This is a genomic window from Corynebacterium sp. HMSC05D08 (assembly GCF_001807215.1).
GTDB classification, from domain to species: Bacteria; Actinomycetota; Actinomycetes; order Mycobacteriales; family Mycobacteriaceae; genus Corynebacterium; species Corynebacterium striatum.
Genome location: NZ_KV788323.1, coordinates 21936 through 41387 on the forward strand (window position 1 = coordinate 21936; position 19452 = coordinate 41387).

Here is a 19452-nt window from a genome sequence, read left to right on the forward strand (position 1 = left end):
ACCCAAGACTTGAGAAAGGATTCGTTTCGCATGAAACGACTTTTGGTGGCGTTGGCGTGTGTCCTCGCCCTCACGGGGTGCGGCGTCCAAGGCGCCTATGAATCCCAAGACGCGCAGCTGCGCGAAGCCCTCCCAGACGCGCAGTCGGCCAAAGACCCGCGCTCGTTTACGGGCGTGTCGAATGTGACAGATTTCGAGGATGTCGTCGCGGTGACGGAGTCGCCTACTCCCGCTCTGCCGGTGGAGCTCACGGATGCTGACGGCTACGACGTCTCCGTTACGGATGTGTCCCGAATCGTGGCATTGGATCTCTACGGTACGTATACGAAAACCCTCGAGGGCCTGGGGCTTACGGACAATATCGTGGGTCGCACGGTGTCGTCGACGGAAAACGCTATCGCCGATCGCCCCGTCGTGACCCAGGGCGGACACAACATCAACGTGGAGGCCGTGCTCGAGCTCCGGCCCACGCTGTTCATCGTCGATCATTCGATCGGCCCGCGCGACGCCATCGACCAGATTCGCGCCGCAGGAGTGACCACCGTAGTCATGGAGCCGAAACGCACCATTGACTCGGTGGACGAGGACATCAAAAACCTGGCCGCGGTCGTGGGTCTGCCAGACGACGGCGAAACGCTGGCCAACCGCTCCGTCGAAGAAATCGAAAAAGATAAGGCGGCCATCGCAGACATCGTGCCGGAGAAGCCCATGCGCATGGCGTTCCTTTACGCGCGCGGCAACGGCGGCATCTTCTTCATCATGGGAGAAGGCACGGGCGCCAAGGACCTCATTGAGGGTGTGGGCGGCGTAGACCTCGGCACCGAATACCACCTCTCTTACGCCGAACCTGCCAACGCCGAATCTTTGGCAAAGATTAACCCGGAGGTCATCATCATGATGACGGGCGGCCTGGAGTCGACCGGCGGCGTCGAAGGCCTCCTCGAGCGCCCTGGCATTGCACAAACCACCGCGGGCCAAAAGCAGCGGATCGTGACCATCCCAGACGGGCAATCGCTCGCCTTCGGGCCCTTGACCGGACAGACTCTTCTCAAACTCGCGCAGGCAATCTATGACCCAGACAATGCTTAAACCGGCGGCCCCCACGGAGGTCTTCGCGCGACGCTCCCGGCTGCGGCGTGGTGTATTCGTATTGCTCGCGGCGCTGCTTGGTGTCGCCTTCGTCCTGTCGCTCGCGCTGGGGCAGTACTACGTCGCGCTGGGTGACCTGGTGCAGATTATGGTCGCGGGCCCTGACGGTGGCTTGACGGCCAACGTCGTGTGGCAGATCCGCCTGCCGCGCATTCTGCTCGGTTTCTTGGTCGGCGCGTGCCTGGGCGTGGCGGGCACGCTCATGCAGGCCGTGTTCGCCAACCCGCTGGCTGAGCCCTCCATCGTGGGCGTGACCTCCGGTGCCGGTGTGGGCGCGGCCGTGGTAATCGTCTTTAATATCTCCGTCCTGGGTACCTTCACGGTCCCGCTCGCGGCGTTTGCTACGGCGCTGCTGGTTACCGCGCTGATCTATCAGTTGGCGCGCTCACGAGGGCGTGTGGCGGTGGTCAATCTGATCCTGACCGGCATTGCCATCAACGCGGTGTGCAACGCCATCATCTCCTTCATGATGTACCTGGCGCCCACTTCGAACCGCGAGCAGATCATCTTTTGGCAAATGGGTTCGCTCAACGGCTCCCAGTGGAAACACGTGTGGGTGGTCCTCCCCATCGCCCTCGTCGGGATGGCCATCGCGCTGTGTCTTGGCCGCCAGCTCGATGTGCTCGCGCTGGGCGAGCGCGCCGCGGAACACACTGGCGTCGACGTCAAGCGACTGCGCATTATCGCCATCGCTGCCTCGGCTATTCTTACCGCCGGCGCAGTTGCCTTCGCTGGACTTATTGGGTTCGTCGGCCTTATCGTGCCGCACCTGCTGCGCACGATCATGGGCCCAGAAAACAGGGTCTTGCTGCCAGCCTCTGCGGTGGCGGGCGCCGTACTCATTGGCTTTGCCGACGTCGCTGCACGCACGCTCATTCCTTTCGCCGACCTTCCCATCGGTATCTTTACCGCGCTCGTGGGTGGCCCCACCTTCTTCGTGCTGTTGCGCCGGATGATGAAGAAAGGAATGCACTGATGATTAATGTTGCGAATCTTTCCGTTTCGATCGGCGAGCGGAACCTGCTTTCGGATGTCTCCCTTGTCGCCCGCCCAGGGGAGGTCACCGGCCTCATCGGCCCGAATGGTGCGGGCAAGTCCACGCTGCTGGCGGCCATCGCCGGCGATATTGATTACACCGGTTCCGTTTCCCTCGTGGGGCAGGATCCGGCGGTGGCCTCCCCAGGGGCGTTGGCCCGTGCGCGTGCGGTGATGCTGCAGGACGTTACTGTGTCCTTCCAGTTTCTCGTGCGAGATGTAGTGGCGATGGGCCGGCGTCCTTGGGAGGGCACCGCCCGGCAGGCCGAGGACGACGCGATCATCGACGCAGCGCTTGCGGCGGTGGATGCGACGCACTTGGCCGGCCGCGATATTGCCACGCTCTCTGGCGGGGAGCGTGCGCGTGTGGCGTTGGCCCGTGTACTGGCACAGCAGACCCCGGTAATTCTCCTCGATGAGCCGACTGCGGCGCTGGATATCCGCCACCAAGAACAAGTTTTGGGACTGGTGCGCTCGATTGCGGCGCAGGCTGGAGTGGCGGTGCTCGTGGTACTCCACGATTTGGGTGCCGCTGCGGCCTATTGCGATCACATCGTGTGCTTAGCAGACGGGGCAGTTGCCGCCGCCGGCCCGGTGCGCGAGGTCTACACCGACGAGATTTTGTCGCAGGTCTATCGCTGGCCCATCCAGGTGAGGGAGGCGGACGGCCACATTTCAGTCCATCCGGCGCGGCGTCAGACCGCCGATCCCGAGCAGTCTTTTGTCTATCTACTAAAGGAGTCTTAACTCATGCGTATTGTCTCTTCTTCTCTCGCGCTGGCGCTGACTGCCTCGGCGCTGACCGTTCCGGCAGCGTTTGCTGCTGATGCCCCCACGTGTGCCGCTGGCCAGACCCTGGAGACCCGCGTTGTCTCCGGCACTGTGAATTGGGGCATCAAGCAATCTTTCCGCAGCTACATCACCGGCCCCATCGCGAAGGGTAAGTGGACCACGTCTGGCGCGGTGACGCAGGACGAGGGCAACAAAGGCGGAGCAGACTTCCAGTTCCACTTCGAGGTGGATCCTTCTGCGTCCTCGGTGAGCCTGGGCGAAGACGGCACCGTCACGAAAGCCGATATTCGAACCAAGGATTCGACGCTGGAGTTTGAGGGCCACCACGGCGCGTTGTACACCAAGATGCTCTCGCCTTATGTCCTCACGGAGGCAGCGCAGGCAAAGGCGGGCACGTCCTACGAGGGCTACTACGTGCCGGGCAAGAGCATGACGGAATACACCCCGCAGGACCGCACGGAAGAAAACAAGAAGTCGGGCAAGGATACCTTCGCTGAGGGTAATGCCGCATGGTCGAAGGACGGCGATACGCTCACGCTGAATGCGACCGACGTGACGTACAAGCCGAAGGCGGGTACCTACTACGATCGCGAGAAGAAGATCCAGCACATCGAGGGTATCGACGTGATCTTCATGGGCTTGTACAACAAGGAGTACAAGCCGGAACTTGATGATGTGAAGGTGACCTTGAAGACCGCGTCCGAGTGTAAGGGTCCTGCCGATGAGGGCACCGAGACCACCCCGGGGGGGCAGACCGAGCCGGGCCGCGACGAGAAGGGCAAGGACCAGACAGAAGACCAAGGAAAGACTCCTGGGAAGGACCCAGAGAAGAAGCCGGAAAAGGGGACAGAAGGCTCTTCTTTTTCCAATGTGTGGAATATCGTGTTGGCGCTGACCGCTCTGGGCGGCATGTTTGCGGTCATCGGTGGTGCCATCGTGCAGTCCGGCGTCCTTGATTCCCTGCTGGCGCGCCTGCGTTAGCGAACCTGCACGGGTTTAATCCGAGTCGGCGTGACCCGCGTTGGCAAGGGCGTGGCTTTGGGCGTCGTGAGGATTGTCCTGGGTGGGGGAGAGCTGTTTGAGCACCGTGCGCACGATGGCGCGCACGCGCTTGTCCATGGGCATATCCATGTGTAAGACGACGGCGCGTTTGTCGACGTCTTGCACATAGACATTGCGCACCGTTCCGTCGGGAGTGTCGCCGGGATCCAAGAAACAGGTTTCCGGCGGCACGACGATGGAGTCTTGCTTGGTGGCCACGCATGTGTAGCTCACACCGGGGGCCAGGTCACCGTTGTGGTTGAGCTCGTTCAGCGTCGCGCTGCCCACGATTTGTTCCATGCCAGCTGGGCCGAAGTAAGCGTCGATGATGGAGCGCATGACGTGTTCTTGGCGGCGGTTGGAAATCAACGAGCTGACGATTCCGCCTTGGGTGGTGCCGTGGTTGGGCGCCGACAGGCAGATGATGTGGCGCACGCGGTCCACCGCATCGTGGTTATGCATCCAGTAGCGGGCGACGATGCCGCCTTGGGAGTGTCCAATGAGCACGACCTGCTCCGCGCCGGTGACGGCTTGGACCGCGTCGATATACGCGCCGACTTGATCGGCGGAGGCGGCGATGGGGCCGGTGGCGCGGGCACCATAGTCCGGTGCGAACACGGCCCAGCCGTCCTCGCGCAGTTCGGAGCCGAGCAGCTGCCATACGCCCTTCGTATCCGTCGTCCCATGGATGAGAATGATGGGCCATGGGTGGTCTTCATCCGGGCGCGCTGCCCAGTCGTCCTCAAAAACGCCGCGTGGCTTCAGGCGTGCGCCGAGCGGTAGCGATGCCAGGCGTGCTGCGGTCTCTGCCTCGTGGTCGTCGCCTGCGGACCCGCGTGGATGGCGAAAGTCGAGGTCGAAGAAGCTGCGGCGCTCGGCACGCAATAGCTCGGCGATTTCGTCGGCCACTTCCTCGCGCAAGGCGTTAGCGGGCGCAGGGGTGGTGATGCCATGGCGCGGAGAGTCTGAAACTTGTTCCGCCGCCGGTGTCTCCGGCAGGCCTTCGGTGGCGTCGTAGCTGACGGAAGGGGGAGTCGGGTCTGAACGCCAAAACCGTCCGAGTCCCTCGGAGATGAGGGCTTCGAGTTCTTTGAGCGGTTCTTTGAACGATTCTGTTGCCATAACTCCCATCCTATTTCGTGCCGCGATACATTATTTTTTCGGAATCATTAGTGGTAGCGATGATTTTTCACGGGATCGCGGGAGAAAGTTCTCGTTCCCCCCTTGACCATCCAACTAAAGGTTTATAAACTAAGCCTTGCCTAATCACGGGCGGTTGCTTGCCGGGAAGGTTGCGCTCCACTTCCTTCTCCAGGTGAGTGCCGAAAGATTAGTCATGGGGAGAGGGCCCGTCAGTGCGCAGCTGACGGGCCCTCGTTTATCTCTGGAAGCGGTAGTCGGGGGACGAGCTACCGCGAGGGGTGGGAATTAATTCTCGACGACGGAAACCTTGACGTCGATGTTGCCGCGGGTTGCCTTGGAGTACGGGCAGACCTCGTGTGCCTTGTCGGCCAGCTTCTGTACCTCGTCGTGCGGCAGGTTGGGGATGGTGACCTCGAGCTCAACGGCAAGACCGAAGGAGGTCTCATCCTTTCCGATGGAAACGCGAGCGCCCACGGAGGACTCGCCCAGGTCGGCGCCTTCGCCCTTGGCTAAGAGCTGCAGGGCACCGTGGAAGCAAGCGGCGTAGCCGGCGGCGAAAAGCTGCTCCGGGTTAACGCCGTCGCCCGAGCCGCCCATTTCCTTCGGAGCGGCCAGATCGAAGTCCAGATCAGAATCCTTAACGACGGAGCGGCCGTTGCGGCCAGCACCGGTTGCGAGTGCTTCGGTGGTGTAGAGCGGTTCCATGATGGGGTCCTTACGTTGATTTCCTTGTACGCAATTTAATTGTGCGCAACCCTAGTGCGTTGTACTAGAGACATGTCACACGCGTCTTTGGAACTGGACAACCAACTCTGCTTCGCCCTCTACCGAGCGAGCCATGCCGTCCAGCGGTCTTACCAGGACGTACTTGCGCCAATGAGGCTGACTTATCCCCAGTACGTCACCATGTTAGCGCTCTGGGGCCATGAGGATCCGGTGACGATGAAGGAGCTCTCGGCCGAGCTGGGGCTAGATTCGGGCACCTTGACCCCTCTGCTGCGCCGCATGGAGAAGCAAGGTTTGCTCACGCGCGCTATTGATCCGCAGGACGAGCGCCGTCGCGTTGTGAAGCTGACAGACCAGGGGCGGGCGCTGCGTGACCATGCCGAGGACGTTCCGCGGCGCCAGATGGAACGTTTCTCCGCCTCTGGACTCGATATCCAGCTGCTGAAGTCGGAGCTCGACCGCTTGTCGGGGGCAATTGCCGCGGATGCCGAGGACGCGGATCGCTAATACACTCGGGGGCTATGACCCAGCTTTTGCCTGTTCCTGACGCGGCCGCAGCGGTCGAGCGTCTCATCGACCTCTACGAATCCTCGTGTGAGCGTGCGCGCGTGTGCCTCGAGAAGGGCGAGTACGCGGACTACGCGCACGTCGTCTATCCGCAGATCGTCGTCGACGTCAAGGAATGGCGCCCCATCGACCGCTCCGAGCCTTTCGGATACGTGGATGAGTCCGGCCGGTACGTCGCTGTGCTGTCTAAGCCGCACCTCCTGCGCGGATACCTGGAGGAACAGCTCACTCGGCTCACCGAGAATTACCCGTGCGAGATCTTTGTCGGCCCCTCGGACGTGCGCATCCCACCCGAGTACATCAAGGGCGTCGAGATGGTCCCGCAGCAGCGCCCGGCGGAGGTTCCGCGGCCCACGCTCGACGAGGTCCACGACGCCATCATCGATGGCCACTGGGATGTCTTCCACGGCGGCGACAAGCCGCTGTTCCACTTCGGTCCGCAGCGCTTCGACATCGCCTGTGCGCGCATTGAGCACTACACCGGCATCGAGGTCGACTCGCTCCAGAAGTACATTCTCTTCACGAACTACGGCATGCACATGACGGAGTTCATGCGCTTTGGCCTGCGCGCGCTGGGTTCCCGCTATGACTCCCTCGTTCTACCGGATGGGCGCACGGTGCCTGCCGATGCCGCCTGGGGTGTCGAGGTCGCAGACCTCCAAACCCGAGTGCAGATGCCGCGCTACGATCTCACGACGCCGGACGGCGATGGCATCACGATGATCAATATCGGCGTGGGTCCTTCCAACGCGAAGACCATCACGGATTCCCTCGCGGTGCTGCGTCCGGAGGCGTGGATCATGATTGGCCACTGCGCGGGCCTCGACGGCCGCATGCGCATCGGCGACCTCATCCTCGGCAACGCCTATCAGCGCGATGATCACATTCTGGATCGCGCCATTCCCGTCGACGTTCCCATTCCTGCCATCCCGGAGGTCCAGCGCATGCTCGAGGCCGCCGTCGAGGAGGTCTATGGCGCCGACAACGAACTCATGCGCACGGGCACCGTCCTGTCTACTGCGGACCGCAACTGGGAATGGCGCACCCCGCGCGAGCTGTGGGAGTGGCTGCGTGGCTCGACCGCCGTGGCCATCGACATGGAGTCCTGCATGCTCGCGGCGAATGGGTACAGATATCGCATCCCCTACGGCACGCTGCTGTCCGTGTCGGATCTTCCGTTGCACGCGGTGCCCAAGCTGCCAGCGGGCGCGCAAGCTTTCTATTCAAACTCAAAGGAGGCGCACGTCATGTGTGCCGTGCGCGCGATGGAGACCCTCGCAGAGAATCCCGAGCGACTCCGCACTCGCAAGCTGCGTCGCACCATTGGGGAGATTCCGTTTCGTTGAGCGGGGCATGCGACTAAGCTGGATCGAAAATCGTCGTCTCCCAAGGAATAGATTCCATGACCCAGCCCGAGTGGTACTACCCTGATCGCGAAAACCTGACGTGGGAGGTCTTCGGTGAAGCATCCCGGCACCTGTCTCAGGAGATTGTGGATTCCGGCTGGTTCCCTGAGCTCATCGTGGGTGTCGCCCGCGGCGGCCTCATCCCAGCAGGCGCCATCGGCTATGCAATCGGCGTCAAAGAAATGGGTGCAATCAACGTGGAGTTCTATACCGACATCGGGGAGACCCTGCCCGAGCCAGTTCTGCTTAACCCGCAGCTGGATACCGATTCCTTGCAGGGCAAGAAGGTTCTGGTGGTCGATGACGTGGCTGATTCTGGAAAGACTCTCGATCTCGTGGTCAACCTGCTGGCGGAAACGGCCGCCGAGGTGAAGTCAGCCGTTATCTACACCAAGCCCACGACCATCTTTGAGCCGGATTTCTCGTGGAAAAAGACAGATGCATGGATCAATTTTGCGTGGTCGGTTCTGCCTGTTATCACTGCTGACGGTTCCTTTAGGGAAGGGGCCTAGGGGCCGCTAGAGTATGTGCGGTGTCTCAACAACCAGCACCTGCATCTACGCAACCCGCACTTACTTCTGTTCTCGGCAGTTTTAAATACGCATTTTCTTCGCCAGCGCGCTTTCGTATGGAGGTCTTCGGCGGCCTCGCGGTAGCGCTGGCGCTGATTCCTGAGGTTCTCAGTTTTTCCATCTTGGCGGGGCTCGATCCGCGCGTGGGTTTGTTTGCCTCGGTGATCATGGCAATCTCCATCGCGTTTACCGGCGGACGCCCCGCGATGGTTTCTGCGGCGGCGGGCGCGGTGGCCTTGGTTATTGCGCCGTTGTCGTACAGTCACGGCCTTGACTATGTGGTGGCCACCATCATGTTGGCCGGCATCTTGCAGATCATCTTGGCGATGCTGGGCGTCGCCAAGCTCATGCGTTTCATCCCGCGCTCGGTGATGACCGGATTCGTCAACGCTTTGGGCATCATGATGTTTACCGCGCAGCTGCCGCACCTGCGCGACGTCCCGTGGATGGCATACGTGCTGGTGGGCGTGGGTCTGGTGATCATGCTGGTGCTGCCACGTCTGACCACGGTGATCCCTGCGCCTTTGGTGACCATCCTGGTGGTCACGGTGTTGGCTATTGCATTCGGGTGGGAGGTCCCGGACGTGGCCGACCAAGGTGAGCTGCCTACGAGCCTGCCGGGATTGTTTATCCCGAACGTGCCGCTGAATCTGGAGACGCTCGAGCTCATCGCTCCTTACGCGATTGGCGTGGCTCTGGTGGGGCTGATGGAATCGCTGCTGACGGCGAAGCTTGTCGACGACATTACGGACACGCACTCCGATAAGACGCGCGAGTCCTTAGGCCAAGGCGTGGGAAACATCTTGTCCGCTCTGATTGGTGGAATGGGTGTGTGCGCGATGATTGGCCAGACCATGATCAATGTGAAGGGCGCGCAGGCACGCACGCGCTTGTCGACGTTCCTCGCCGGCGTCTTTCTACTCATCCTCGTCGTGGTCTTGGGGGAGACCGTCGGCCGCATTCCTATGGCGGCGTTGGTAGCGGTGATGATTATTGTCGCTGGTACGACCGTGGATTGGCACTCGATTAACCCGCGTACGCTGCGGCTTATGCCGCTTTCGGAAACAGTGGTCATGTTGGTAACCGTGGTGGGCACCTTGCTCACCCATAACCTGGCAGTGGGTGTGGTCGCTGGCGTGCTGACGGCGTCGGTGGCTTTTGCTCGCCGTGTGGCGCATTTCGTGTCGGTGGACTTGGAAGGAAACACCTACTTCGTGCGCGGGCAGCTTTTCTTCGCGTCCTCGAACGATCTGGTTTATGCCTTCGACTACACGTTGCCGGAAGAGCGCGTGGTTATTGACCTAAGTGGCGCCGAAATTTGGGATGCCTCCACGGTGGCGACGCTGGATTCGGTGCAGGAAAAGTATGCCGACCGCGGGGTCGAGGTGGAATTCCGGGGCTTGGATGGTGCGAGCTTGCAGCGCTTGGAGCGTTTGAGCGGAAAATTAGACTGGTAGTTCTTTTGGTTGATTTTCTCCTCAAATATTGATTTTTAGGCGACCCTAACTTTAAATTGGTTTCAGTAAGTTAGGTAAGCGTTACTTTTCTAAGGAGAATTTATGACCACTGCACTGGATCAACCGTTATCGCTGGCTTTGCGCGAGGCGACTGCGCGTGCCCATGAGGGGGCGGAGGGATCGAGCTTTATGCAGCGGCTCATGGCGGGCGAGCTAGATGCCAAAGCTGTCGCCGATCTGACCGGTCAGCTGTGGTTTGTGTATGAGGCGTTGGAGCGAGCCGTGCGTGCCGTGGCAGAAACGGCAACCGCGAGTGCTGTGGCCGATCCGCGTTTGGAGCGCCGTGATGCTCTCGAAGTCGATCTGACTCGGCAGCTGGGAGGGGATTGGCGTGATAAGGTTCGCATCTTGCCGGCTACTGCGGCTTATGTGGCTCGCCTTGAGCAGTTGGCTGCACCTGAGCATGCGGTTGAGGTTGTGGCGCATCACTACGTGCGCTACCTCGGTGACATTTCCGGCGGCCAGGTTATTGCGGCGCGGTTGGGTGCACTGTATGGGATTGATCCGGATGCGCTTAACTTCTACGACTTCACCGCGATCGGGAAGATTCCGCCTTACCGTAATGGTTACCGGCAGCGTATTGATGAGATGCGATTGGTAGAAGCGGAGCGGGCGGCGCTTATTTCTGAGGCCCAGGCGGCTTTTGCGTTTAACTCGGGCATCTTTGCTGAGTTAGATCGGCTCCACTAAAACAGGTCTTGACTTTAAATTTAGCCTTGCCTAACCTATCTTTGGTATGGCAAGGCTAAGCTTGCATACTTTCATCTACACTCTTTCTGATTCGGAGAACTAAATGAAGCCAATCTCTGTGCTCACCGCCACCACTCTCGTGGCCGGTGCTCTCGCAGTACCTACTGCTACCGCTGCCCAAATTCCTGCCCTCGCTTCCGGTGAGCTCAACTGGCCCATCAAGGAGTCCTTCATTTCCTACGTACAAAAGCCTTTTGCGAAAGGGAAGATTGAGGCCACTGATGGTGCCGTCCTCGCTGGCAAAACTTTCAAGCTTCCAGTGAATGCTTCCGCATCCAAGGTTGACGCAAAGGGTAACGGAACCATCGACACTAATGGCTCGCTGCACTTCCAAGCGCACCCGGGCCTGGGCCCAAATGGCAGCTTTGGTCTCGATATGACGTTCAGCGACATCAAGGTGGTGGTTTCCGGCACTGATGCCACTATCACGGCGGACGTGAAGGCCACCGGCACCAAGGGGCCAAGCAGCAAGGAGGCACTTGAGACCAACCTGGATGACGCAAAAATCTCCACTTTTAAGTTGAGCGAGGCAATTGTTCCGGCAGCAGAGAAGACCTACACCACCAAAGGTGCACAGACGTCCATCACCCAGGTTGGCAGCGACGTGATGCTGGGCATCTACAAGCCGGGACCGCTAGAGGACGGAAACACTGACCTCACTGTCACCTATGCCAAGGCGGCTACTGAGCCAGATTCAAATCCAGATTCGAAGCCAGACGCGGGTTCTTCCGCGGGTGCAATCGGCGGCATTATAGCCGCGATTATTGCGATTCTGGCTGCAGTCGGTGCTGCCTTCTCTGGTGCGATTCCGGGTCTGAAACTGCCGAAGCTGTTCTAGGCAAGGGCGGCGTCGTCAAGCGTGGCTTGGTTGTGTCGCGGTTGCCCTAAGGAGGGAATGCAGTGGTGGATATCCTGAGTAAAGTTAGGATATCCAACCCAAAAAGTAGCTTTGACCGGCATGTTTGCTAAAGCAATCCTTCCTAGCGCGACGGAAATAAATCTGTATTGTTGGTGTTGCACTTAATGAAACGCCCCGGTTTGATAGGAAATTGCACTTACCGGGGGTCTTAGAGAAAGGTTCCTGACATGGACGAGAAGCTGCAAACCCTCCTGAACAACCAGGTAATCAACGAGCACGGCGCTGCTCTGATTTACACCCAGCTGGCATACGAGTTGGACAACCTCTCCTTCCCGGGTATGCGCGACTGGTTCTACGCACAGGCTGCGGAAGAGCGCGAGCATGCGCAGAAGATTGCTCAGCACCTGCTGGACCGCGGCTACCGAGTAGAGCTTTCTGACATCCCAGTTCCTTCCATCAAGGCAGCAACTCCGTTGGATGCTTTCGAGGCTGCCTTTGCTCACGAGCAGAAGGTATCCGAGCAGATCCGTGAGATCGCTCGCGCCGCTGACGCTGCTGGTGACTTGGATTCCCGCTCCCTCATTAACTGGTTCTTGGATGAGCAGATTGGGGAAGAGGCTACTGTTAGCGAGATTATTGACCAGATTAAGTTGGTTGGTAACGATGGCTCTGGCCTGCTGCGCATCGACGCTGGCCTGGCATCCCGCAACTCGTAATATCTATAACGAAGCCGTCAAGATTTAATAAAGTCTCCCATCGAGTAAACGCTCGGTGGGAGACTTTATTTATGACTACCAAGAACAAGATCCTCATCAGTTTTGCACTAGCACTACTGGCGGTGGCTCTAGTCGGTGGTATGGCTATGAACTCGACGTACCTTGCGTTGGGCACATTTCTTTTCACCTTTGCGCTGATGCTCGGTCCAGTAGCAGGGTTCGGGATGCTAGCGGGTGCGCTTGGCGTGTGCCGTCCGGTGACTCGTTCGCTGTATAGCTTGGCTGGGCTTTTACTGCTCGGATCCGTTGCCTCTATCGGTATGCTGCCGTGGAGTCATGCTGAAGTTCCGCTGCCGATGTTCGTTGCCGGTGCCGCGGTGGGAATCCTGGCTGTGCTGACTCAGGCGCGCCGCGTCTGGACTGGGGCGCATGGCTAAGCTTCTTTTCGATATGTACGGCGTGCTCATGCGCATTGCCAGCGCGGAGCAACAAGCCGAGCTCGAGAGGCTGGTAAATCCCGCGGACCCCGCGAGGTTCTGGGAAACTTATCGGGAGTTTCGCCCGGCATACGACGCCGGAATCATGTCCGATTCAATGTATTGGAACCGTATTTCTGCCAGCGTGGAGCTCGGGGAGTTTGACATTGCGGAAGCTGTGGAACTCGACAATCGCTATTACATGGACTCCGAACCGGAGATGGTTGCTTTAGTGCAGCGGCTCATTGGCGAGGGGCACACGGTGGGCTTGCTCTCTAACATCCCCACTACCTTGGCGGATGCCGTACGCAGTGAACACGATTGGATTGAAGACTGCGCTGCAGTGGTATTTAGCTGCGATATTGGCGTGGCCAAACCGGATGCAGAGGCATACAAAGTTGCCGTCGATGCTCTTGCCGCGACAGCTGAGAAGGTGCACTTCTTTGATGATCGGCAAGACTTTGTCGATGGAGCGGGCGCAGCAGGATTGCAGGCGCACTTGTTCACGAACGCCGACGACGTGCGCGCAATCGTGGACGAGTCTTAAATGGCCGAGGCTTAAAACAGTTCCAGCGGCACGCGCAGAAGCGGGTCCAGCGCAATTGCACGGGTGATGGTGCGAACGATCTCTTTGAGGGAGGGGATGACGCGCAGCTGGGTACTGCGACCGGCCTTTTCGCGCACCGCGGCAGCAAAGAGCTTCGGGGCTGCAGGATCGTCGAGGAAGGCGCTACCCGCTACAACGACAGTGGCTGGTTTATATTCGTTTACCAGCAATGCGGCGATTTCGCCCAGTTGGCGGGCGCGGTCATCCAGGATTTTGCGTTCAGCCGGGTTGTTTGCGGCAGCTGCGACAGCCTCCGTCAAGGTGCCGGTGCGGCCGAGCTTGCGCAGGACGGCCGCTGTGGTGAGTGATTCCTCTGGGTCGGCGAGCTGGGATGTCGCCGGAAGGGGAATGATTTGGGAAACTTCATCATTGGCAGACAGTGCCGCACCGATAGAGTCATCCGCGAAGAGAACGAGAACTGGATCGGTGTTACCGAGCTCGGCGGCCTGTGTTTCGGAGCCCAAGATAGCGGGGATTGCGGAGGAGACAACCACGGGAACGCCAAACTGAAAGCGCAGGCGCTCGGCGATGTCGACGTTTTCCCAGCCCAAGTTGCTCGCAGTAATGCGGCCCTCGTTGTCCACGGTGCCAGAGGTGGTGACGCCGACGGAAACCAGCTTGCGATCGAGGCCGGTCATCAGGCGGTTGACGCCCGCCATGATGTGCTCAATGAAGTCTTCTTCGCTCAACTGCGCCACTGGGGTAGGGACGTCGTCTTCGCGGATCGTGCGGCCCATCGTGTCATAAAAGCCGATGTGGGTTTGGGAGGTGCCCACCGCAATGCCGGCGAGAATCCAGTTATTCTCGGCGACCTCAAGGGGAACGGTGGGGCGGCCCCGGCCGCGTGAACGAGTCAGGTCATTGCGTTCCTGGACGAGGCCTTTTTGGAGAAGAGCCGCGGTGGCACGGGTGATCGTGGGTTGGGATAGACCAGTCGCTTCGACGAGCTCACTGCGCGTGATGATCGGATTAAGACGCACGAGGTGGAGGCACTTCGCCGCCGGGGTGCGTGGGCGCGTGAACACTGGTCCAGGTTTGAGCATGCATAAAGTATAGAGAGGCTAGACCGCCTTGTCTAATGGGACACTTGATGCCTAGACAACATGGTCTAAAGCTTGGCCAACTTGGGAAGTGCATCCGCGGCCGTTGAATTAATAAAAACCGTAGATAAGCTGGTTAAATCTGTGCTTTGCGGAGAAACTTCGATGATCGGTGTTCCTAACCGGTGTGCTATCCGGGGCAGTCCAGCGGCGGGGTATACCACGCCCGAAGTGCCCACGATTATCACCAGATCGGCAGCGGCCATCCTCTTCTCTGCTTCCTCCCATTCCCGTTGGGGAAGGGCCTCGCCGAACCACACGACGCCCGGCCGCACCAAGTTCCCGCAGAGCGGGCACTTTGGCGGAGTATCCGTATCGACTCCGCCGCGCCAGGGGCGCCCACACATGCAGCATCTGAAGGCAAAGAGGGAACCGTGGAGATGCACGACGTCGTCAGTGCCTGCTCTCTCATGCAGGTCATCAATGTTCTGGGTGGTGACAGTGACCTCTTTATCCCACTGCGCCAACGCAATATGACCTGCGTTGGGCTGCGCCTTTTCCGCCTGATGGCGGCGGTGGGCGTACCAGCGCCACATGCGGATTGGGTCCTTGGCCCATGCATCAATGGATGCCATGTCCTGTGGGTCTACGTTCTCCCAGATTCCAGAATCGGGATCGCGGTACGTGGCCAGACCTGAATCGGCAGACATGCCAGCGCCCGTGAATATCTCAATGCGGTGTGCGTTCTTTATTAAATCGCGCGCGCGATCCAGAGCATGGCGAAGTGGGGCGCTGGGACTGTCATTCATGAAAGCCACGATAGCTATAGGATGAAATCCATGAAGTCAGTTGCGGTGTATTGCGGATCGGCCACAGGTAACTCTGAAGCTTATGGTGAGGCAGCCCGGCAGCTGGGGGAGGAGCTGGCAGACCGCGGTCTGAACCTGGTTTATGGCGGCGGCAACGTGGGGCTGATGGGTATCGTGGCAGACGCCTGCCTCGCCCACGGCGGAAGCGTAACCGGCGTGATCCCGGAGCAGCTGGTGGATCTGGAGCTCGCGCATCCGGGCCTGACCAGCCTTGAAGTGGTGGAAACCATGGCGGAGCGCAAGACTCGAATGGAGAACCTTGCGGATGCCTACATCTGCCTGCCAGGCGGCGTGGGAACGTTGGAGGAGCTTGCTGAGGTTCTCACCATGCAACAGCTCGGCCACGTGACGGGACCTGTGGGACTGGTGGATACTGAGGGGTTCTGGCGCCCGTTCGTCGATATGTTTGCCGCAATGTCTAAGGCAGGCTTCGTGCAGCGCCGCTTTGTCGACGCCCTGGTTCTAGCACCCACTCCCGTGGCTGTGCTGGAGGGATTCGAAGGTTGGGTAAATCCAGGGATTAAGTGGAATAACAAGTAGTTAACAAGGCCGCAACGTTTGGCTTTTAAATTGGCCCTAACTTGCAGATCGAGGATAGACTTCACCCTCATGAGTTCAGAGTCAACCCACAAGCGTCAGCCCTCTCTGTTGGACGCCGCCTGCGATAACTTTGTTCATGACCTCGCACAGCTTAGCCCTACCGAGGCAACCGCCTGGGGAATCCCGGGTTATGAGGGTGAACTGCAGGATTTCTCACCTGAGTACTACGCTGCCATCGCGGATCGCACGCGAGACATGGTCGCTGACGTCGATGCGTTGGATGACACCACCGACGAGTCTGATGACGAGGATGACTTCGACGAGGTTGACTACGTAACCGCCGCGGTCCTGCGTGACCGCCTCTGCCTGGACCTTGACCTGCATCACCATGGTGAGGACATCCGTAGCCTCAACAACATCGCTTCACCAGTGCAGACTATCCGTGACACCTTGCTGCTCATGCCGCAGGACACTCCGGAACAGCTGGACGCCATTCGCTCCCGCCTGTCCAAGGTGGGCGGTGCATTGACCGGATATAAAGACTCCCTTAAGGAGGCTGCTTCGCACGGCATGGTTCCGCCGCACCGCCAAATTAACGAGGTCTTTGTGCAGTGTGAACGCCTTGCCGACTCCGATTCGATGCTAGAGAACCTGGGAGTTGAAGGCCCTGAGGTGGAAGCAGCAAAGCATGCGTTTGGTCAGTTCGCTGACTGGCTCTCCAACGACTTGCAGCCGCAGGCTCCTACAGAGGATGCCGTGGGGCGTGACCGCTACGAGCGCTTCTCCAAGCTGTTCGTTGGTGACACCGTCGATCTTGACGAGGCTTATGAATGGGGCCTTGAACGCGTTGCCGAAATCAGCGCTGAGCAAGAGAAGATCGCCCACGAGCTGTACAGTTCTGACTGCAACGTGAAGACCGCGATGCGCAAGCTTAACCAGGAAGAGCGCTACGTTCTTGAGGGCACCGACGCGCTGGTGGAGTGGATGCAGGCCACCGCGGACAAGGTGATCAAGGAACTGGACGGCACTGAGTTCGACATTCCGGAGCAGATCAAGAACATCGAGTGCCGCATCGACCCTGCGGGTACTGGTGGAATCTTCTACACCGCACCGTCGGATGACTTCTCCCGCCCGGGCCGCATGTGGTGGTCCGTTCCGGCCGGTCAGGAGCGCTTCCACACCTGGCAGGAGCTGACCACGGTGCACCATGAGGGCGCGCCGGGCCACCACCTGCAGTTGGGTTCTGCGCTGGTGCAGGAGGATCTCAACCTGTGGCGGCGAGCGGTGACCTGGAACTCCGGACACGGCGAGGGCTGGGCGCTCTATGCTGAGGCGCTCATGGCCGAGCTCGGTTACATGGATGATCCTGGTTTCCGCATGGGGCTTCTCGACGCCCAGCGCTTCCGCGCCGCCCGCGTGGTGGTCGACATCGGATTGCACTTGGGCAAGAAGCTGCCGGATTGCACGAATCCGGGCAAGTGGGACAAGGCGCATGTGAAGACGTTTATGCGTGAGAACACCGCGATGGATGACGCGAACCTGAACTTCGAGGTCAACCGTTACCTGGGCTGGCCAGGCCAAGCGCCTTCCTATGCTCTGGGCGAGCGCCTGTGGCAGCAGACCCGCGAGGAAGCCGTGGCGCAGGGTATGTCCGTGCGTGACTTCCACTCCGAGGCCCTCGCACTGGGCTCGGTTCCGATGTCTATCCTGCGCCACGCAGTACTTAATTAAAGGACCCCAATTCTCATGCCGCCAGAGCAGGTACAGTGCCTGCTCTAGCTTTCGAAACCCTACTACCGCAGGCGTTTGAGCAGGCGCAAGATCTGTGGGAGATATCCCGCGATGACCAAGACGATGATGAGGCGGATGATCTGCACCGCCACGACGGCTGGGCCCGCGCCACCTTCAGCGGAGAGCGCCAGAACGGTTTCGAGTGCGCCTGGCGAGGTGGCGAGGTAGGCCTCGAAGTAGCTAATTCCGAGCCACGCCGTCAGCGGCCACGCGGTCAGCGCGCATACGCCCATGACCACAATGATGAAAAGGATCGTGGCCGGAAGCTGCTTGGCAAAGGACTTCAGTGCGGGGACGGACAAACCGCCGCCGCAGACCCAGCCAATGGACATGAATGCCATGATCTTGAACGCGTACAGCGGTTCCAGCGTGTGGCCCGCCGGCAGGAACTGCGCCACGATGACGGTGATGATGAGCGGGCCAAGCACCGATGAAGCTGGCAGGTGAGCGAGCTTGCCCAATCGCTCGCCCAGAACGGCAATAGCCACCGTGAGCAGCACGATCCACCAGGTGGTTTCACCTTGGACGCTCATGTCGACGCCTTGCCCGGCCGGGCTGGTCAGCAGCGACACTATGAAAGGCAGGGAGATGGATACCGCCAGAAGGCGCAGGTATTGCGTCAGTGCGACGTAGCGATAGTCAGCACCGAGCTCACTGGCCAGCGCGGGCATGAGGGACGCGCCACCGGGGAGCATTGACAAGATGCCGGTCTCCCAGGAAATATCCTTGGGCTGCGAGCGGTGCAGCAGCATGCCTCCTGCCATTCCGACTATGGCCGTGATGAGAGACATCGTGATAGCGGCAGGGACTAAACCGATGATGGTGGAGGCCGCCACCAGGGTGAGGGGCATCGCCGCCATTATGCCGATGAACCCGCGGGCCACGGCGTAGAAGTGCTTGCTCACGACGAGCTCTTCGCCCGTGCTGAGCGCCATGGCACCCGAGACAAGAAGGGCTGCCAAGATCCAGGCGGCGGGGACGTGCAGATAGGTGAAAAGGGCTCCCACTGCGAGGGAGCCCGGAACGACTATGGCCCAACGTGCACGAACAGACATGGCATCGAGTTTAATAAATGCATGGATCTCGCAGACTTGGGGATTAGTGGCTGGGCAATTTTGACGGCAGGAGCAGCAGTCGCGGGGTGGATTGACGCCGTCATCGGCGGCGGCGGACTCGTGCTGATTCCGCTCATAATGGCCGTAGCGCCGCAGCTCGCACCGGCCACCGCACTGGCTACCAACAAGGTGGCCGCAGTGTCCGGAACGGCGTCGGCTGCCTTTACTCTCGTTCGCAAGGTGCGCCCTTCGGCGGCCGAACTCATTCGCCTGGGTCTAGCGGCAATGGTGTGTTCGGGCCTAGGCGCGGGCGCCGCAGCGATGATCGACAAAGACGTGATGCGTCCGCTCATCATCGTGCTGATGGTCTGCGTTGGTGTCTTCGTGGCTTTCCGCCCCAGCTTCGGTACGAACGAGAGCGAAGGAATCCGCGGCGGCTGGCGCACGTGGGCGGCTCTGGGCGCGGGGGCGTGCATTGCCTTCTACGACGGTATCTTTGGCCCCGGCACCGGCATGTTCCTCATCATGGCGTTCACCGCAATTTTTTCGCAGAACTTCTTGCGCTCTGCCGCCATGTCCAAGGTGGTGAACACCTGCACTAACGTCGGTGCACTCATCGTGTTCATCCTGGGCGGGCACATCCTGTGGGGTCTCGCCCTAGTTCTAGCTGCAGCCAACGTACTTGGCGCCCAGCTCGGTGCGCGCACCGTCTTAGGCGGCGGCACCAAGCTGATTCGCTATGCCTTGCTCACCCTCGTCGTGGTGATGAGCATTTACCTCTCCGTGCAGCAGTGGGGCTAA

The 19452-nt window shown here is 60.1% G+C and carries 21 protein-coding genes; 16 read left to right on the top strand and 5 right to left on the bottom strand.

All coding sequences use genetic code 11. The annotated features are described in order from the left end of the window. Positions 1 to 30 precede the first annotated feature (30 nt). The 4 genes from HMPREF3148_RS04485 to HMPREF3148_RS04500 are packed head-to-tail and all read left to right on the top strand — an operon-like array spanning position 31 to position 3957. Positions 31 to 1089, top strand: a complete 1059-nt coding sequence (locus HMPREF3148_RS04485) for a heme/hemin ABC transporter substrate-binding protein (RefSeq protein WP_005530549.1) — start codon at positions 31 to 33, stop codon at positions 1087 to 1089. Further along, positions 1082 to 2125, top strand: a complete 1044-nt coding sequence (locus HMPREF3148_RS04490; RefSeq protein ID WP_172453565.1) for a FecCD family ABC transporter permease — start codon at positions 1082 to 1084, stop codon at positions 2123 to 2125. The genes HMPREF3148_RS04485 and HMPREF3148_RS04490 overlap by 8 nt, the downstream gene beginning before the upstream one ends. Next, positions 2125 to 2931 carry a heme ABC transporter ATP-binding protein gene (locus HMPREF3148_RS04495; RefSeq protein WP_049151479.1) on the top strand — a complete coding sequence of 269 codons (807 nt, stop codon included), beginning with the start codon at positions 2125 to 2127 and terminating at the stop codon, positions 2929 to 2931. Before HMPREF3148_RS04490 ends, HMPREF3148_RS04495 begins: the two co-directional genes overlap by 1 nt. Before the next feature lie 3 nt (positions 2932 to 2934). Continuing rightward, positions 2935 to 3957 (top strand): HtaA domain-containing protein, encoded by a 1023-nt coding sequence (locus HMPREF3148_RS04500; protein WP_049151480.1) that lies wholly within the window; start codon positions 2935 to 2937, stop codon positions 3955 to 3957. Between the two features lie 15 nt (positions 3958 to 3972). On the opposite strand, the gene HMPREF3148_RS04505 is transcribed toward HMPREF3148_RS04500, so the two are convergent. Together HMPREF3148_RS04505 and HMPREF3148_RS04510 are read right to left on the bottom strand one after the other, a co-directional pair. Beyond that, positions 3973 to 5148: an esterase/lipase family protein gene (locus HMPREF3148_RS04505; RefSeq protein ID WP_049062311.1), complete on the bottom strand. Its 1176-nt coding sequence runs from the start codon at positions 5146 to 5148 to the stop codon at positions 3973 to 3975. Positions 5149 to 5445: 297 nt separating this feature from the next. Beyond that, on the bottom strand, positions 5446 to 5865 hold the full coding sequence (locus HMPREF3148_RS04510) for an organic hydroperoxide resistance protein (RefSeq protein ID WP_005530540.1): 420 nt from the start codon (positions 5863 to 5865) through the stop codon (positions 5446 to 5448). Positions 5866 to 5937: 72 nt separating this feature from the next. Here HMPREF3148_RS04510 and HMPREF3148_RS04515 point away from each other — a divergent pair, with 72 nt between their 5' ends. The 9 genes from HMPREF3148_RS04515 (at position 5938) to HMPREF3148_RS04555 (ending at position 13296) form a co-directional block, all read left to right on the top strand. Further along, a complete protein-coding gene (locus HMPREF3148_RS04515) occupies positions 5938 to 6393 on the top strand; it encodes a MarR family winged helix-turn-helix transcriptional regulator (RefSeq protein WP_049151481.1) in 456 nt (151 codons plus the stop codon). A 14-nt stretch (positions 6394 to 6407) separates the two neighbouring features. Beyond that, positions 6408 to 7799: an AMP nucleosidase gene (gene amn, locus HMPREF3148_RS04520; protein ID WP_049151482.1), complete on the top strand. Its 1392-nt coding sequence runs from the start codon at positions 6408 to 6410 to the stop codon at positions 7797 to 7799. 56 nt (positions 7800 to 7855) lie between these two features. Then, positions 7856 to 8371: a phosphoribosyltransferase gene (locus tag HMPREF3148_RS04525; protein ID WP_049062314.1), complete on the top strand. Its 516-nt coding sequence runs from the start codon at positions 7856 to 7858 to the stop codon at positions 8369 to 8371. A gap of 20 nt (positions 8372 to 8391) precedes the next feature. After that, a complete protein-coding gene (locus HMPREF3148_RS04530; protein ID WP_049062315.1) occupies positions 8392 to 9888 on the top strand; it encodes a SulP family inorganic anion transporter in 1497 nt (498 codons plus the stop codon). A 102-nt stretch (positions 9889 to 9990) separates the two neighbouring features. After that, positions 9991 to 10638 carry a biliverdin-producing heme oxygenase gene (locus HMPREF3148_RS04535; protein ID WP_049062316.1) on the top strand — a complete coding sequence of 216 codons (648 nt, stop codon included), beginning with the start codon at positions 9991 to 9993 and terminating at the stop codon, positions 10636 to 10638. A gap of 103 nt (positions 10639 to 10741) precedes the next feature. After that, positions 10742 to 11536, top strand: coding sequence for an HtaA domain-containing protein (locus HMPREF3148_RS04540; protein WP_049062317.1), 795 nt, complete (start codon positions 10742 to 10744; stop codon positions 11534 to 11536). A 248-nt stretch (positions 11537 to 11784) separates the two neighbouring features. After that, a complete protein-coding gene (locus HMPREF3148_RS04545) occupies positions 11785 to 12273 on the top strand; it encodes a ferritin (RefSeq protein WP_005530522.1) in 489 nt (162 codons plus the stop codon). A 71-nt stretch (positions 12274 to 12344) separates the two neighbouring features. Beyond that, positions 12345 to 12710, top strand: coding sequence for a hypothetical protein (locus tag HMPREF3148_RS04550; RefSeq protein WP_049151483.1), 366 nt, complete (start codon positions 12345 to 12347; stop codon positions 12708 to 12710). Beyond that, positions 12703 to 13296 carry an HAD family hydrolase gene (locus tag HMPREF3148_RS04555; RefSeq protein WP_049151484.1) on the top strand — a complete coding sequence of 198 codons (594 nt, stop codon included), beginning with the start codon at positions 12703 to 12705 and terminating at the stop codon, positions 13294 to 13296. The genes HMPREF3148_RS04550 and HMPREF3148_RS04555 overlap by 8 nt, the downstream gene beginning before the upstream one ends. 11 nt (positions 13297 to 13307) lie before the next feature. Here HMPREF3148_RS04555 and HMPREF3148_RS04560 read toward each other — a convergent pair whose 3' ends face one another. Together HMPREF3148_RS04560 and HMPREF3148_RS04565 are read right to left on the bottom strand one after the other, a co-directional pair. Beyond that, positions 13308 to 14399: an ROK family transcriptional regulator gene (locus tag HMPREF3148_RS04560; RefSeq protein ID WP_049151485.1), complete on the bottom strand. Its 1092-nt coding sequence runs from the start codon at positions 14397 to 14399 to the stop codon at positions 13308 to 13310. A gap of 65 nt (positions 14400 to 14464) precedes the next feature. Beyond that, positions 14465 to 15205, bottom strand: coding sequence for an SIR2 family NAD-dependent protein deacylase (locus tag HMPREF3148_RS04565; RefSeq protein WP_049151486.1), 741 nt, complete (start codon positions 15203 to 15205; stop codon positions 14465 to 14467). A 30-nt stretch (positions 15206 to 15235) separates the two neighbouring features. Here HMPREF3148_RS04565 and HMPREF3148_RS04570 point away from each other — a divergent pair, with 30 nt between their 5' ends. Together HMPREF3148_RS04570 and HMPREF3148_RS04575 are read left to right on the top strand one after the other, a co-directional pair. Continuing rightward, positions 15236 to 15805: an LOG family protein gene (locus HMPREF3148_RS04570; RefSeq protein WP_049151487.1), complete on the top strand. Its 570-nt coding sequence runs from the start codon at positions 15236 to 15238 to the stop codon at positions 15803 to 15805. 69 nt (positions 15806 to 15874) lie between these two features. Beyond that, the gene (locus tag HMPREF3148_RS04575; RefSeq protein WP_049151488.1) at positions 15875 to 17536 is read left to right on the top strand and encodes a DUF885 domain-containing protein; all 1662 of its coding nucleotides are present in this window, start codon (positions 15875 to 15877) and stop codon (positions 17534 to 17536) included. Between the two features lie 62 nt (positions 17537 to 17598). Here the strand turns inward: HMPREF3148_RS04575 and HMPREF3148_RS04580 are convergent, their stop codons facing one another. After that, positions 17599 to 18651 (bottom strand): AbrB family transcriptional regulator, encoded by a 1053-nt coding sequence (locus tag HMPREF3148_RS04580; protein WP_049151489.1) that lies wholly within the window; start codon positions 18649 to 18651, stop codon positions 17599 to 17601. A 21-nt stretch (positions 18652 to 18672) separates the two neighbouring features. Between HMPREF3148_RS04580 and HMPREF3148_RS04585 the strand changes: the two genes are divergently transcribed. Continuing rightward, a complete protein-coding gene (locus tag HMPREF3148_RS04585) occupies positions 18673 to 19452 on the top strand; it encodes a TSUP family transporter (protein ID WP_049151490.1) in 780 nt (259 codons plus the stop codon).